Below are 16027 nucleotides of genomic sequence, written 5' to 3'. Positions count from 1 at the left end.
AACTTACTGTTTCACACTCTGCTTTTTTGTTTCTTCTATCTGACTTGCTTTATTCCAAATTTTATTCGTTTAAAAATAAAATGTGCAGCAGGTTATAATTTTGCATTTCGCTATTTCCGCACTTCTTATTTGCCGCGCATAATCCCTCGTTTTACAGATGCCCCTTTAATTTTGGCGAAGGATTTGTCTATGGCTGGGAATGTTCAGGAAAAACAGCTGCGATGGTACAACATTGCGCTGATGTCTTTTATCACTGTCTGGGGTTTTGGCAACGTTGTTAATAACTACGCCAACCAGGGGCTGGTGGTTGTTTTTTCATGGGTGTTTATCTTTGCGCTCTATTTCACACCTTATGCGCTAATTGTTGGTCAGTTAGGCTCGACCTTCAAAGATGGGAAGGGCGGGGTCAGTACCTGGATTAAACACACGATGGGACCCGGACTGGCTTACCTCGCCGCGTGGACCTACTGGGTAGTGCATATTCCCTATCTGGCACAAAAACCCCAGGCAATACTGATTGCGCTCGGTTGGGCGATGAAAGGCGACGGTTCGTTAATCAAAGAATATTCAGTCGTAGCGTTACAGGGGTTAACGCTGGTGCTGTTTATCTTCTTTATGTGGGTTGCTTCACGCGGTATGAAATCGCTGAAAATCGTCGGTTCTGTGGCAGGGATTGCGATGTTTGTTATGTCGCTCCTGTATGTGGCGATGGCGGTAACCGCGCCTGCAATTACTGAAGTGCATATTGCGACCACAAACATTACCTGGGAAACGTTCATTCCTCATATCGACTTTACCTACATTACCACTATTTCAATGCTGGTTTTCGCGGTTGGCGGAGCAGAGAAGATTTCTCCTTACGTTAATCAAACGCGCAACCCAGGAAAAGAATTTCCAAAAGGGATGTTATGCCTGGCGGTGATGGTTGCGGTTTGTGCCATTCTGGGCTCACTGGCGATGGGGATGATGTTTGACTCGCGTAATATCCCGGATGACTTAATGACTAACGGTCAGTATTACGCCTTTCAGAAGCTGGGCGAGTATTACAACATGGGTAATACTTTAATGGTGATTTATGCCATTGCGAATACCCTGGGACAAGTAGCTGCGCTGGTATTCTCGATTGATGCGCCGCTTAAAGTGTTATTAGGCGATGCTGACAGCAAATATATTCCAGCCAGTTTATGTCGTACCAACGCTTCTGGTACGCCCGTTAATGGCTATTTTCTGACCCTGGTGCTGGTGGCGATTCTGATAATGCTACCGACTCTCGGCATTGGTGATATGAACAATCTCTATAAATGGCTGTTGAACCTTAATTCGGTAGTGATGCCGCTGCGTTATTTATGGGTATTTGTTGCATTTATTGCAGTCGTTCGCCTGGCGCAGAAATATAAACCAGAATATGTCTTTATTCGTAATAAGCCGCTGGCAATGACCGTCGGAATTTGGTGTTTTGCCTTTACCGCTTTTGCCTGCCTGACTGGTATTTTCCCGAAAATGGAAGCCTTCACCGCAGAGTGGACATTCCAGTTGGCGCTGAATGTTGCAACGCCGTTTGTGCTGGTAGGATTAGGGCTGATATTCCCGCTGCTGGCGCGTAAAGCGAATGGTAAATAATTATTGTGGTCGGTGACGCTGACTCTGGCAGATCTGACCCGTTTTTACATAATCGAGAAATGCGCGTAAGCCGCAGGACATATACTGGCGGTTTGGGTAATACATTTGGAAGCTGTGCTGTAAGGGCGTTAGAAATAGAGCTCTGAATTATTTATGCAGAGCGGAATAAAAAAGCGGCAACTCAAAAAAGTTGCCGCTTTACGGGGAAATTAGAACATTACCTTATGACCGTACTGCTCAAGAATGCCTTTCACGCGTTCCATGGTCTCTTTCTTCGGTGGTTTAACACCATCAAGTTTGTATTCTTCACCCATCGCCACCCATTTGTGTTTGCCAAGTTCGTGGTAGGGGAGAAGCTCGATTTTCTCAACGTTGCCCATATCACGGGTAAATTCACCGAGGCGATGCGCTGAATCGTCATCGTCAGACCAGCCTGGGACAACAACGTAGCGGATCCACACCTTCACATTTTTGTTCGCCAGATATTTGGCGAACTCCAGCGTGCGGTGGTTTGAAACTCCAACCAGATTTTGGTGGATCTCGTCGTTCATCTGTTTGAGATCGAGCATTACCAGGTCGGTTACTTCCAGCAGTTCATCAATCACCGGATCGTAACGACGAACAAAACCGTTGGTGTCCAGACAGGTATGAATGCCTTCTTTTTTGCAGGCGCGGAACCAGTCACGAACAAACTCAGCTTGCAGGATTGCTTCACCGCCGGATGCGGTAACGCCGCCGCCGGAAGCGTTCATAAAGTGGCGATAGGTCACCACCTCTTTCATTAAATCTTCAACGGTAACTTCTTTACCGCCATGCGTGTCCCAGGTGTCGCGGTTATGACAATACAGGCAGCGCATCAGGCAGCCCTGGAAAAAGGTGATAAAGCGAATACCCGGGCCGTCTACGGTTCCACAGGATTCAAAGGAGTGAATGCGACCAATAACTGACATTGCGGTGTTTCTCCAGATGTGGCCCATCTGAGGCCGTGTTGGTGCGCAGCTCGAAGGCTACGTCGAGTCTGTTTTGGCAGTCACCTTAAAGTATAGATAGCTGACAAAAAAGGCTCTCGTGCTAAAAAAGGCCCCACTTTCGTGGAGCCTTTATTGTACGCTTTTTACTGTACGATTTCAGTCAAATCTAATTACATAGATTGAGTGAAGGTACGAGTAATAACGTCCTGCTGCTGTTCTTTAGTCAGCGAGTTGAAACGTACTGCGTAGCCAGATACACGGATGGTCAGCTGCGGATATTTTTCCGGGTTTTCCATCGCGTCGAGCAGCATTTCACGGTTCATCACGTTAACGTTCAGGTGCTGACCACCTTCGATGGATGCTTCGTGGTGGAAGTAACCATCCATCAGACCAGCCAGGTTGGTCTTACGAACTTCGTCGTCTTTACCCAGTGCGTTCGGAACGATAGAGAAGGTGTAGGAGATACCATCTTTAGCGTAAGCAAACGGCAGTTTAGCAACGGAAGTCAGAGAGGCTACTGCACCTTTCTGGTCACGACCGTGCATCGGGTTAGCACCCGGTCCGAACGGCGCGCCAGCACGACGACCGTCTGGGGTGTTACCAGTTTTCTTACCATACACAACGTTAGAAGTGATGGTCAGAACAGACTGAGTCGGGATAGCGTCACGGTAGGTGTGCAGTTTCTGAATTTTCTTCATGAAACGTTCTACCAGGTCAACAGCCAGGTCATCTACACGCGGATCGTTGTTACCAAACTGCGGGTATTCGCCTTCGATTTCGAAGTCGATAGCCAGACCGTCTTCGTCACGAATCGGTTTAACTTTCGCATATTTGATTGCAGACAGGGAGTCAGCAGCAACGGACAGACCAGCGATACCACACGCCATGGTGCGGATAACGTCACGGTCGTGCAGCGCCATCAGAGAGGCTTCGTAGCTGTACTTGTCGTGCATGTAGTGGATGATGTTCAGTGCAGTGATGTACTGTTTAGCCAGCCAGTCCATGAAGTGATCCATGCGCTCCATCACTTCATCGTAGTTCAGGAGATCGCCTTTGATCGGCTCAGACTTCGGACCAACCTGCATTTTCAGTTTTTCGTCAACGCCACCGTTGATTGCGTACAGCATGGTTTTCGCCAGGTTTGCACGCGCACCGAAGAACTGCATTTGTTTACCAACGATCATCGGGCTTACGCAGCAAGCGATAGCGTAGTCATCGTTGTTGAAGTCCGGACGCATCAGGTCATCGTTCTCATACTGCAGAGAAGAGGTGTCGATGGACACTTTAGCAGCGAATTTCTTGAAGTTCAGCGGCAGTTTTTCGGACCACAGAATGGTCATGTTCGGTTCCGGAGACGGACCCATGGTGTACAGGGTGTTCAGGAAACGGAAGCTGTTTTTGGTAACCAGGGTACGACCGTCGAGGCCCATACCACCGATAGATTCGGTTGCCCAGATCGGGTCGCCAGAGAACAGTTCATCGTATTCCGGAGTACGCAGGAAGCGAACCATACGCAGTTTCATGACCAGGTGGTCAACCATTTCCTGCGCTTCTTGTTCGGTGATCTTGCCAGCTTTCAGGTCACGTTCGATGTACACATCCAGGAAGGTGGAGGTACGACCGAAGGACATTGCAGCACCGTTCTGAGACTTAACAGCAGCCAGGTAGCCGAAGTAAGTCCACTGGATAGCTTCCTGAGCGTTGGTAGCCGGACCAGAGATGTCGTAGCCGTATTTCGCAGCCATTTCTTTCATCTGACCCAGAGCGCGGTGCTGTTCAGCGATTTCTTCGCGCAGACGGATAGTCTGTTCCAGGTTTACGCCGTTTTCCAGATCAGCCTGCAGAGAGGTGAACTGTGCAAGTTTATCTTTCATCAGGTAGTCGATACCGTACAGCGCAACGCGACGGTAGTCACCGATGATACGACCACGGCCATAAGCATCTGGCAGACCGGTCAGAACACCGGATTTACGGCAACGCAGGATGTCCGGAGTGTAAACGTCGAACACGCCCTGGTTGTGAGTTTTACGGTATTCAGTGAAGATTTTTTTGATCATCGGGTCCAGTTCGCGGTTGTACGCTTTGCAGGAACCTTCGATCATTTTGATACCACCGAACGGGATAAGAGCACGTTTCAGCGGAGCTTCAGTCTGCAGACCAACAACTTTTTCCAACGCTTTGTTGATGTAGCCAGCGTCGTGAGAGGTGATGGTGGAAGCAACAGCGGTGTCAAAGTCAACTGGCGCGTGAGTGCGGTTTTCCAGTTTAACGCCTTCCATTACTTTGTCCCACAGGGTGGTGGTCGCTTCAGTAGCGCCAGCCAGGAAGGACTCGTCACCCTCGTACGGAGTGTAGTTTTTCTGAATGAAGTCACGGACGTTTACTTCATTCTGCCAGTCACCTTTGGTAAAACCTTCCCAGGCTGTGGCTAACTTTTCATTAAGCTCGGACATGTAACACCTACCTTCTTAAGTGGATTTTTTATTTACTGCGTACTTCGACAACCATTAATGGTGATCGTTTTCACGCAGGTAAATGACCCAGTATGTCAACCCAACCAACAAACCACCGCCGATAATATTACCGATCGTAACCGGAATCAGGTTATCAGTGATGAAGTTCATCACGGTCAGGTGAGAAAAATTTTCCGGTGCAGAACCGACAGCGGTCCAGAATTCCGGAGATGCGAAGTCGCGGATTACAATACCCATCGGGATCATAAACATGTTTGCGATACTGTGCTCAAAACCGCTGGCAACAAACATCGCGACCGGCAGCACCATAATGAACGCTTTATCCATCAGGCTGCGGCCAGAATAACTCATCCATACTGCCAGACATACCATCAGGTTTGCCAGGATACCAAGGCAGACGGCCTCAATAAAAGTATGGTGCACTTTGTGGTCGGCGGTTTGTAGGACGTTTAGTCCCCATTGACCATTCGCGGTCATATACTCGCCGGAAAGCCACATTAAAAGTACAAACAGCAGTGCGCCGACCAGGTTGCCAAAATAGACATTTAGCCAGTTTTTCGCCAACTGACCCCAGGTGATTCGCCCACTCGCCTTAGCAACAACAATCAACACTGTGGAAGTAAAGAGATCGGCTCCGCAGACAACACAAAGAATCAGCCCCAGAGAGAAGCAAATGCCGCCAACCAGTTTTGCCATGCCGAAGGGCATTGTTCCTGTGCCAGTGGTTGCTGTGATATAGAAGACGAATGCGATTGAGATGAAAACACCGGCGGTAATCGCCAGATAGAAAGTCTTAAGCGGATGTTTCGTTGCTTTATAGACACCTGCCTCTTCGGCCACTTTGGCCATTGCTGCAGGAAGTAAAAGATCAAAAGGGTTGTCAGCTTTCACACTAACTCTCTCTTTATTAAGTCGGCGACGAGATACTAACAAAGCATTATAGATGAGAAATTGATATAGATCATATCTCGCCTGGCTTATAGGCCCGTAACTCGCATGGTTTTTATGCAAATACGGAGTAAATATTTGATTATCCAAATAAAAATAAATTTTAAAAATTAACAAATGAGTTGAATTTTTTCCGCATCCTCCGCTAAAACAGTTAATTAAAAGGGAGCACCAGGCGAATGAAGTAACAATATCGATCGTATTTATTAAATACAAATTACCGACATTTAACTTTATAATTACAATTATTTTATTAATGCAAATATATGTAAAGCGGGGCATTAAAAAAACGCCCCGTAATATAACTCAGACGAATCATTAAGCCTACATTGCGTAGGCTATTTGATTTTATTTTGCCCAGAATGCTGCTTTGGCGCGCTGCAGCTTTTCGTAGGCCTTCAACAACGACTGATGTGCTGCAAACGCGTGCAGATCGCTATCTACTGGTTGCAAGCCATAAAACGCCGCTTCGCCGCTCATTGCCGCACTGGCGGCTTCCACGGCATCTGCGCCGTACATGCGAACAAACGCATTCAAATATTGCAGCGGCTGGCGATCTTCTTCCTGCGCCAGTAATAACAACGTTTGCAGGCAGCGATAATAGTTGGCGCGTTCCGGACTAAATACTGATGAGTTAAACTCCATCGTCCATTCGGTCCAGACCAGAGCCTGTTCCAGATCGCCACCAGCCAGCGCCAGCATGGCTTTTAATTCACCGATACGCAGGGTGTACCAACCGTTATCCGACCCGGTCGCCAGACCCAACAGCTCACGCACGCGGGTAAAGTCATCAAAACCTTCTTCATCCAGTTGCTCGATGAGGTTCAGGTAATCTTCTTTTTCCCACTCGCTGCCTGGTAACGAAAGAATCGTTTCACGTAAATGGCTGCCCATACTGTTATTCGCCAGCCACAGATCTTCAGCCGGATAAATATCGGACATGCCAGGCACGATAATTCGGCAAGCATAAACGCCCAGATGCTCGTAATCGGCAATATAAACTTCTTTATCTTCTTTGTTGAAGATAGCCATCAGCGTAGCAAACTCTTCCTCCGTGGTGCCGGAGAAATTCCAGTCCACAAACGGATAATCGGCATCCTGCTTGAACAGGTCCCAGGAGATTAAACCGCTGGAATCGATAAAGTGCGTTTCGAGGTTGGTATGTTCAGCAACTTCTTCATCATCGAAGGTTGGCGGAGTAAACACATCCAAATCTTTCAGGCCACGACCTTGCAGCAGCTCGGTCACGGTACGTTCCAGTGCTACGCCAAAATCAGGATGCGCACCGAAAGAGGCAAAGCAGGTGCCGTTAGCAGGATTAAACAGTACCACGCAAATCACCGGATACTGGCCGCCAAGCGAACCATCATAAGCAAAGATTGGGAAACCTTCTGCTTCCAGCGTTTCGATGGCTTCAACCACCGCTGGGTAACGCGCCAGCACGTCTGCCGGGATTTCCGGCAAGCTGATGCTTTCAGCAATAATGCGGTTTTTCACGTAGCGTTCGAAAACTTCGGACAACCCCTGAACGCGTGCTTCGTTGCGGGTATTGCCAGCGGACATACCGTTAGAAACGTACAGGTTACCAATGATATTCATCGGAATATAAACGGTCTGATTGTCGGACTGGCGCGTAAACGGCAGACCGCAAATACCACGATCTTCGTTACCGGATTGCAGGTCAATCAGCATACTGCCGGTCAATTCATTCTCCGGATCGTAAAATGCGCGCAGACGGTCATCGAGCAGCCCTTCTGGCACATCGTCATTTTCGCTCAGTGGGAACCATTTTTCGTTGGGATAATGCACGAACGGACCGTTGGCGATGGTTTCGCCCAGCCAGAAATCAGCAAAAAAGTAGTTGGTTGAGAGACGCTCGAAATATTCACCGAGTGCAGAAGCCAGCGCCGCTTTTTTGGTTGCGCCTTTACCGTTGGTAAAACACAGTGCGCACTCTTTGTCGCGAATATGTACAGACCAGACGTTAGGCACCGGATTCAGCCAGGAGGCCTCTTCAATCTGAAAGCCGAGGTCTGAAAGTTTTTGCTGGAAGCGAGCGATGGAATCTTCCAGTGCGGCATCTTTGCCGGGGATAAATGTTTGCGTCATGAAAATCACTTTAGTCGTACGGAAAGCGCGCAATAATACGGGTTTTATCTCAAAGGCGCTATCACCGCCGCCATGCCGATGAACTGTTGACTATGCTTTTAGTGGATAAACCACGATAAGAGCATAAAAATGAAGGCGTTCGATCTCCACCGTATGGCATTTGATAAAGTGCCTTTTGATTTCCTTGGCGAAGTGGCACTACGTAGTCTTTATACCTTTGTACTGGTTTTTTTGTTCCTCAAAATGACCGGAAGACGCGGTGTGCGGCAGATGTCGCTGTTTGAAGTGTTAATCATTCTGACGCTGGGGTCAGCGGCGGGAGATGTGGCGTTTTATGATGATGTGCCGATGGTCCCGGTACTTATCGTCTTTATCACTCTGGCGTTGTTATACCGCCTGGTAATGTGGTTGATGGCGCACAGTGAAAAACTGGAAGATCTTCTGGAAGGCAAGCCGGTTGTCATTATTGAAGATGGCGAGCTGGCCTGGTCAAAACTCAATAACTCCAACATGACGGAATTTGAGTTCTTTATGGAGCTACGATTGCGCGGTGTAGAGCAGTTGGGGCAAGTACGTCTGGCGATTCTCGAAACCAACGGGCAAATCAGTGTCTATTTCTTTGAAGATGACAAGGTGAAACCGGGCTTACTTATTTTACCCAGTGACTGTACTCAGCGTTACAAAGTGGTACCCGAGTCGGCGGACTATGCCTGCATTCGTTGCAGTGAAATCATTCATATGAACGCGGGGGAAAAACAATTATGTCCGCGCTGTGCAAATCCAGAATGGACGAAGGCAAGTCGGGCAAAACGGGTGACGTGACAGTAAAAACATCGGCTTTTTGCTAATAATCCGAGAGATTCTTTTGTGTGATGCAAGCCACATTTTTGCCCTCAACGGTTTTACTCATTGCGATGTGTGTCACTGAATGATAAAACCGATAGCCACAGGAATAATGTATTACCTGTGGTCGCAATCGATTGACCGCGGGTTAATAGCAACGCAACGTGGTGAGGGGAAATGGCTCAAATCTTCAATTTTAGTTCTGGTCCGGCAATGCTACCGGCAGAGGTGCTTAAACAGGCTCAACAGGAACTGCGCGACTGGAACGGTCTTGGTACGTCGGTGATGGAAGTGAGTCACCGTGGCAAAGAGTTCATTCAGGTTGCAGAGGAAGCCGAGAAGGATTTTCGCGATCTTCTTAATGTCCCCTCCAACTACAAGGTATTGTTCTGCCATGGCGGCGGTCGCGGTCAGTTTGCTGCTGTTCCGCTGAATATTCTCGGTGATAAAACCACTGCAGATTATGTTGATGCCGGTTACTGGGCGGCAAGTGCCATTAAAGAAGCGAAAAAATACTGCACGCCTAATGTCTTTGACGCCAAAGTGACTGTTGATGGTCTGCGCGCGGTTAAACCAATGCGTGAATGGCAACTCTCTGATAATGCTGCTTATATGCATTATTGCCCGAATGAAACTATCGACGGTATCGCCATCGACGAAACGCCAGACTTCGGCAAAGATGTGGTGGTCGCCGCCGACTTCTCTTCAACCATTCTTTCCCGTCCGATTGACGTCAGCCGTTATGGCGTGATTTACGCTGGCGCGCAGAAAAATATCGGCCCGGCAGGCCTGACAATCGTCATCGTTCGTGAAGATTTGCTGGGCAAAGCGAATATCGCGTGTCCGTCGATTCTGGATTATTCCATCCTCAACGATAACGGCTCCATGTTTAACACGCCGCCGACATTTGCCTGGTATCTGTCTGGTCTGGTCTTTAAATGGCTGAAAGCGAACGGCGGTGTAGCTGAAATGGATAAAATCAATCAGCAAAAAGCAGAACTGCTGTATGGGGTGATTGATAACAGCGATTTCTACCGTAATGACGTGGCGAAAGCTAACCGTTCGCGGATGAACGTGCCGTTCCAGTTGGCGGACAGTGCGCTTGACAAATTGTTCCTTGAAGAGTCTTTTGCTGCGGGCTTACATGCGCTGAAAGGTCACCGAGTGGTCGGCGGAATGCGTGCGTCTATTTATAACGCCATGCCGTTGGAAGGTGTTAAAGCACTGACAGACTTCATGGTTGAGTTCGAACGCCGTCACGGCTAATGTCGAAATTTTGCATAATCCCCACAGCCAGCCTGTGGGGTTTTTATTTCTGTTGTAGAGAGTTGAGTTCATGGAATCCCTAACGTTACAACCCATCGCTCGTGTCGATGGCACTATTAATCTGCCCGGTTCCAAGAGCGTTTCTAACCGCGCTTTATTGCTGGCGGCATTAGCACATGGCAAAACATTATTAACCAATCTGCTGGATAGCGATGACGTGCGCCATATGCTGAATGCATTAACAGCGTTAGGGGTAAGCTATACGCTTTCAGCTGATCGTACGCGTTGCGAAATTATCGGTAACGGCGGTCCATTACACGCAGAAGGTGCCCTGGAGTTGTTCCTCGGAAACGCCGGAACGGCAATGCGCCCGCTGGCGGCAGCTCTTTGTCTGGGTAGCAATGATATTGTGCTGACCGGTGAACCGCGTATGAAAGAGCGCCCGATTGGTCATCTGGTGGATGCGCTGCGCCTGGGCGGGGCGAAGATCACTTACCTGGAACAAGAACATTATCCGCCATTGCGTTTACAGGGCGGCTTTACTGGCGGCAACGTTGACGTTGATGGCTCTGTTTCCAGCCAGTTCCTCACCGCACTATTAATGACTGCGCCTCTTGCGCCGGAAGATACGGTGATTCGTATTAAAGGCGATCTGGTTTCTAAACCTTATATCGACATCACCCTCAATCTGATGAAGACGTTTGGTGTTGAAATTGAAAATCAGCACTATCAACAATTTGTCGTAAAAGGGGGGCAGTCTTATCAGTCTCCGGGTACTTATTTGGTCGAAGGCGATGCATCCTCGGCTTCTTATTTCCTGGCAGCAGCAGCAATCAGAGGCGGCACTGTAAAAGTGACCGGCATTGGACGCAACAGTATGCAGGGTGATATTCGCTTTGCTGATGTGCTGGAAAAAATGGGGGCGACCATTTGCTGGGGCGATGATTATATTTCCTGCACGCGTGGTGAACTGAACGCCATTGATATGGATATGAACCATATTCCCGATGCGGCGATGACCATTGCCACCGTGGCGTTATTTGCAAAAGGCACCACCACGCTGCGCAATATCTATAACTGGCGTGTTAAAGAGACCGATCGCCTGTTTGCGATGGCAACAGAACTTCGTAAAGTCGGTGCGGAAGTCGAAGAGGGGCACGATTTTATTCGCATTACGCCACCGGAAAAACTGAAATTTGCTGAGATCGCCACTTATAATGATCACCGGATGGCGATGTGTTTCTCGCTGGTCGCATTATCAGATACGGCTGTGACGATTCTTGATCCAAAATGTACCGCTAAAACTTTTCCAGATTATTTCGAGCAATTGGCGCGGATAAGTCAACCCGGCTGAATGAATAACGGGCGATAACATAGACAATCCTTTCTTTTCAAAGACGTCGGCACATTGCCGGCGTTTTTTTTCGGACCTTGTGGGGTATTTTTATTAATGGTAGCGTTAATTATCAATGTAACTTGTTGATACATAATGTTTATATATAATTAATCAACGGATGATTCACATGAAGAATACTAAATTATTGCTGGCGATTGCGACCTCTGCAGCCTTACTGACAGGATGTCAGAATACGCACGGTATTAATACCGATTTGGCTATCAGCTCAGGTCTGAATGCTTATAAAGCCGCAACATTAAGCGATGCTGATGCTAAAGCAATCGCCAATCAGGGCTGTGTCGAAATGGACAGCGGCAATAAAGTGGCAAGCAAATCCAGCAAGTACGGGAAACGTCTGGCAAAAATCGCCAAAGCATTGGGTAACAATATTAATGGCACGCCAGTCAACTATAAGGTTTATATGACCAGCGACGTCAACGCATGGGCGATGGCGAACGGCTGTGTTCGTGTCTACAGTGGCCTGATGGACATGATGAACGACAACGAAATTGAAGGCGTTCTGGGTCATGAACTGGGCCACGTCGCGTTGGGTCACTCGCTGGCTGAAATGAAAGCTTCTTATGCGATCGTTGCCGCACGTGATGCGATTTCCGCTACCAGCGGTGTGGCTTCCCAGCTTTCTCGCTCACAATTAGGTGATATCGCAGAAGGCGCGATCAATGCTAAATACTCCCGCGATAAAGAGTCCGAAGCAGATGATTTCTCCTTTGATCTGTTGAAGAAACGTGGCATCAGCACCCAGGGGCTGGTTGGCAGCTTTGAAAAATTGGCCAGCCTGGATGGCGGTCGTACCCAGTCCATGTTTGACTCTCACCCACCATCAACAGAGCGTGCGCAACACATCCGTGATCGTATCGCCTCTGGTAAGTAAATCATTGTCATCTTTCGGGCTGGTCTTCTGCCAGCCCGCTATAATTGCGCAATAAATCCCCATCTGAATACAGACAAAACTGGTTTTTGCACACAACGTTAACGATTTGTGGCGTCGGCGCGTATAATGCGCGCGGTTATGTTAACGGTACGCCTGTTTTAAGGAGATAAAGATGACGGCAATTGCCCCGGTTATTACCATTGATGGCCCAAGCGGTGCAGGGAAAGGCACCTTGTGTAAGGCTATGGCGGAAGCGTTGCAATGGCATCTGCTGGACTCGGGTGCAATTTATCGCGTACTGGCACTGGCGGCATTACATCACCATGTTGATGTTGCATCGGAAGATGTGCTTGTGCCGCTGGCATCCCATCTGGATGTACGTTTTGTGTCGACCAATGGCAATCTGGAAGTGATCCTCGAAGGGGAAGATGTCAGTGGCGAAATTCGTACTCAGGAAGTGGCGAATGCTGCTTCACAAGTCGCGGCATTCCCACGCGTTCGTGAAGCATTATTGCGTCGCCAACGCGCGTTTCGCGAATTACCAGGCTTGATTGCCGATGGCCGCGACATGGGAACGGTGGTATTCCCTGATGCGCCAGTGAAAATTTTCCTTGACGCCTCCTCGGAAGAACGTGCGCATCGCCGCATGCTACAGTTGCAGGAGAAGGGCTTTAGTGTTAACTTTGAGCGCCTTTTGGCCGAGATCAAAGAACGCGACGACCGCGATCGTAACCGAGCGGTAGCGCCACTGGTTCCGGCAGCCGATGCTTTAGTGTTGGATTCCACCACCTTAAGCATTGAGCAAGTGATTGAAAAAGCGCTACAATACGCGCGCCAGAAATTGGCTCTCGCATAAGCGACCGAATTTGCAGTACCCCCGTTGCAATGGAATGACAGCGGGTATGTTAAACAACCCCATCCGGCATGGAGCCAGGTGGACGTTAAATATAAACCTGAAGATTAAACATGACTGAATCTTTTGCTCAACTCTTTGAAGAGTCCTTAAAAGAAATCGAAACCCGCCCGGGTTCTATCGTTCGTGGCGTTGTTGTTGCTATCGACAAAGACGTAGTACTGGTTGACGCTGGTCTGAAATCTGAGTCCGCCATCCCGGCTGAGCAGTTCAAAAACGCCCAGGGCGAGCTGGAAATCCAGGTAGGTGACGAAGTTGACGTTGCTCTGGACGCAGTAGAAGACGGCTTCGGTGAAACTCTGCTGTCCCGTGAGAAAGCTAAACGTCACGAAGCCTGGATCACGCTGGAAAAAGCTTACGAAGATGCTGAAACTGTTACCGGTGTTATCAACGGCAAAGTTAAGGGCGGCTTCACTGTTGAGCTGAACGGTATTCGTGCGTTCCTGCCAGGTTCTCTGGTAGACGTTCGTCCGGTGCGTGACACTCTGCACCTGGAAGGCAAAGAGCTTGAATTCAAAGTAATCAAGCTGGATCAGAAGCGCAACAACGTTGTTGTTTCTCGTCGTGCCGTTATCGAATCCGAAAACAGCGCAGAGCGCGATCAGCTGCTGGAAAACCTGCAGGAAGGCATGGAAGTTAAAGGTATCGTTAAGAACCTCACTGACTACGGTGCATTCGTTGATCTGGGCGGCGTTGACGGCCTGCTGCACATCACTGATATGGCCTGGAAACGCGTTAAGCATCCGAGCGAAATCGTCAACGTGGGCGACGAAATCACTGTTAAAGTGCTGAAGTTCGACCGCGAACGTACCCGTGTATCCCTGGGCCTGAAACAGCTGGGCGAAGATCCGTGGGTAGCTATCGCTAAACGTTATCCGGAAGGTACCAAACTGACTGGTCGCGTGACCAACCTGACCGACTACGGCTGCTTCGTTGAAATCGAAGAAGGCGTTGAAGGCCTGGTACACGTTTCCGAAATGGATTGGACCAACAAAAACATCCACCCGTCCAAAGTTGTTAACGTTGGCGATGTAGTGGAAGTTATGGTTCTGGATATCGACGAAGAACGTCGTCGTATCTCCCTGGGTCTGAAACAGTGCAAAGCTAACCCGTGGCAGCAGTTCGCGGAAACCCACAACAAGGGTGACCGTGTTGAAGGTAAAATCAAGTCTATCACTGACTTCGGTATCTTCATCGGCCTTGACGGCGGCATCGACGGCCTGGTTCACCTGTCTGACATCTCCTGGAACGTTGCAGGCGAAGAAGCAGTTCGTGAATACAAAAAAGGCGACGAAATCGCTGCAGTTGTTCTGCAGGTTGACGCAGAACGTGAACGTATCTCCCTGGGCGTTAAACAGCTCGCAGAAGATCCGTTCAACAACTGGGTTGCTCTGAACAAGAAAGGCGCTATCGTAACCGGTAAAGTAACTGCAGTTGACGCTAAAGGCGCAACCGTAGAACTGGCTGACGGCGTTGAAGGTTACCTGCGTGCTTCTGAAGCATCCCGTGACCGCGTTGAAGACGCTACCCTGGTTCTGAGCGTTGGCGACGAAGTTGAAGCTAAATTCACCGGCGTTGATCGTAAAAACCGCGCAATCAGCCTGTCTGTTCGTGCGAAAGACGAAGCTGACGAGAAAGATGCAATCGCAACTGTTAACAAACAGGAAGATGCAAACTTCTCCAACAACGCAATGGCTGAAGCTTTCAAAGCAGCTAAAGGCGAGTAATTCTCTGACTCTTCGGGATTTTTATTCCGAAGTTTGTTGAGTTTACTTGACAGATTGCAGGTTTCGTCCTGTAATCAAGCACTAAGGGCGGCTACGGCCGCCCTTAATCAATGCAGCAACAGCAGCCGCTTAATTTGCCTTTAAGGAACCGGAGGAATCATGACCAAGTCAGAATTGATAGAAAGACTTGCCACCCAGCAATCGCACATTCCCGCCAAGACGGTTGAAGATGCAGTAAAAGAGATGCTGGAGCATATGGCCTCGACTCTTGCGCAGGGCGAGCGTATTGAAATCCGCGGTTTCGGCAGTTTCTCTTTGCACTACCGCGCACCACGTACCGGACGTAATCCGAAGACTGGCGATAAAGTAGAACTGGAAGGAAAATACGTTCCTCACTTTAAACCAGGTAAAGAACTGCGCGATCGCGCCAATATTTACGGTTAAGTTTTTACTCAAACTTGAACGCGAGAAAAGCACCTGTCGGGTGCTTTTTTCATTGTGCACAGAAAACCCCCAGCTAGGCTGGGGGTTCCGGAAAGCTTTCAGCTTTAAGCCAGTTATTAAAACCCCTTTTGATTTGTTAAAACACCTTGCGGTCTGGCAACTGCAAGTGTCAAACAAGAAATCAAAAGGGGGTCCCAATGGGGAACGAAAAGAGCTTAGCGCACACCCGATGGAACTGTAAATATCACATAGTTTTTGCGCCAAAATACCGAAGACAGGTGTTCTACAGAGAGAAGCGTAGAGCAATAGGCAGTATTTTGAGAAAGCTGTGTGAGTGGAAAAGTGTACGGATTCTGGAAGCTGAATGCTGTGCAGATCATATCCATATGCTTGTGGAGATCCCGCCCAAAATGAGCGTATCCGG

Annotated in this window: 12 protein-coding genes and 2 pseudogenes; 9 read left to right on the top strand and 5 right to left on the bottom strand. The window is 48.8% G+C overall.

Annotated elements, in window-relative coordinates:
• The first annotated feature begins 189 nt into the window (after window positions 1-189).
• The gene (locus tag ACJHWK_RS07030) at window positions 190-1620 is read left to right on the top strand and encodes an APC family permease (RefSeq protein WP_000918505.1); all 1431 of its coding nucleotides are present in this window, start codon (window positions 190-192) and stop codon (window positions 1618-1620) included.
• Here ACJHWK_RS07030 and ACJHWK_RS07025 read toward each other — a convergent pair.
• From ACJHWK_RS07025 to ycaO, 5 genes and pseudogenes are all read right to left on the bottom strand, one after another.
• A pseudogene (locus tag ACJHWK_RS07025) lies at window positions 1621-1731 on the bottom strand (LysR family transcriptional regulator); the annotation flags it as partial.
• A 98-nt stretch (window positions 1732-1829) separates the two neighbouring features.
• A complete protein-coding gene (gene pflA, locus ACJHWK_RS07020; protein WP_000111043.1) occupies window positions 1830-2570 on the bottom strand; it encodes a pyruvate formate lyase 1-activating protein in 741 nt (246 codons plus the stop codon).
• Between the two features lie 191 nt (window positions 2571-2761).
• Complete coding sequence (gene pflB, locus ACJHWK_RS07015) at window positions 2762-5044, bottom strand: formate C-acetyltransferase (protein ID WP_001292809.1); 2283 nt, start codon at window positions 5042-5044, stop codon at window positions 2762-2764.
• A gap of 54 nt (window positions 5045-5098) precedes the next feature.
• Entirely contained in the window at window positions 5099-5956 is an 858-nt protein-coding gene (focA, locus tag ACJHWK_RS07010; protein WP_000642546.1) for a formate transporter FocA, read from the bottom strand.
• A gap of 405 nt (window positions 5957-6361) precedes the next feature.
• Window positions 6362-8122, bottom strand: coding sequence for a 30S ribosomal protein S12 methylthiotransferase accessory factor YcaO (gene ycaO, locus ACJHWK_RS07005; protein WP_001328457.1), 1761 nt, complete (start codon window positions 8120-8122; stop codon window positions 6362-6364).
• Window positions 8123-8251: 129 nt separating this feature from the next.
• Between ycaO and ACJHWK_RS07000 the strand changes: the two genes are divergently transcribed.
• The 8 genes and pseudogenes from ACJHWK_RS07000 to tnpA all read left to right on the top strand — a co-directional run.
• Entirely contained in the window at window positions 8252-8944 is a 693-nt protein-coding gene (locus ACJHWK_RS07000) for a DUF421 domain-containing protein (protein WP_000642852.1), read from the top strand.
• 198 nt (window positions 8945-9142) lie between these two features.
• Window positions 9143-10231 (top strand): 3-phosphoserine/phosphohydroxythreonine transaminase, encoded by a 1089-nt coding sequence (gene serC, locus ACJHWK_RS06995; protein ID WP_000057149.1) that lies wholly within the window; start codon window positions 9143-9145, stop codon window positions 10229-10231.
• A 70-nt stretch (window positions 10232-10301) separates the two neighbouring features.
• A complete protein-coding gene (aroA, locus tag ACJHWK_RS06990) occupies window positions 10302-11585 on the top strand; it encodes a 3-phosphoshikimate 1-carboxyvinyltransferase (protein WP_001522761.1) in 1284 nt (427 codons plus the stop codon).
• Window positions 11586-11754: 169 nt separating this feature from the next.
• On the top strand, window positions 11755-12519 hold the full coding sequence (ycaL, locus tag ACJHWK_RS06985; protein WP_001313710.1) for a metallopeptidase YcaL: 765 nt from the start codon (window positions 11755-11757) through the stop codon (window positions 12517-12519).
• A gap of 172 nt (window positions 12520-12691) precedes the next feature.
• Window positions 12692-13375, top strand: coding sequence for a (d)CMP kinase (cmk, locus tag ACJHWK_RS06980; protein WP_001522762.1), 684 nt, complete (start codon window positions 12692-12694; stop codon window positions 13373-13375).
• Window positions 13376-13485: 110 nt separating this feature from the next.
• The gene (gene rpsA, locus ACJHWK_RS06975; protein WP_000140327.1) at window positions 13486-15159 is read left to right on the top strand and encodes a 30S ribosomal protein S1; all 1674 of its coding nucleotides are present in this window, start codon (window positions 13486-13488) and stop codon (window positions 15157-15159) included.
• Between the two features lie 159 nt (window positions 15160-15318).
• Complete coding sequence (ihfB, locus tag ACJHWK_RS06970; protein ID WP_000167336.1) at window positions 15319-15603, top strand: integration host factor subunit beta; 285 nt, start codon at window positions 15319-15321, stop codon at window positions 15601-15603.
• A 197-nt stretch (window positions 15604-15800) separates the two neighbouring features.
• Window positions 15801-16027: pseudogene (gene tnpA, locus ACJHWK_RS06965) on the top strand (IS200/IS605-like element IS200C family transposase); the annotation flags it as partial.

Source organism: Escherichia sp. WS547 (genome assembly GCF_046486065.1).
Lineage (GTDB): Bacteria > Pseudomonadota > Gammaproteobacteria > Enterobacterales > Enterobacteriaceae > Escherichia > Escherichia coli.
The sequence above is the reverse complement of the archived record's forward strand: the minus strand, read 5'-3'. Positions and strand labels throughout refer to the sequence as shown.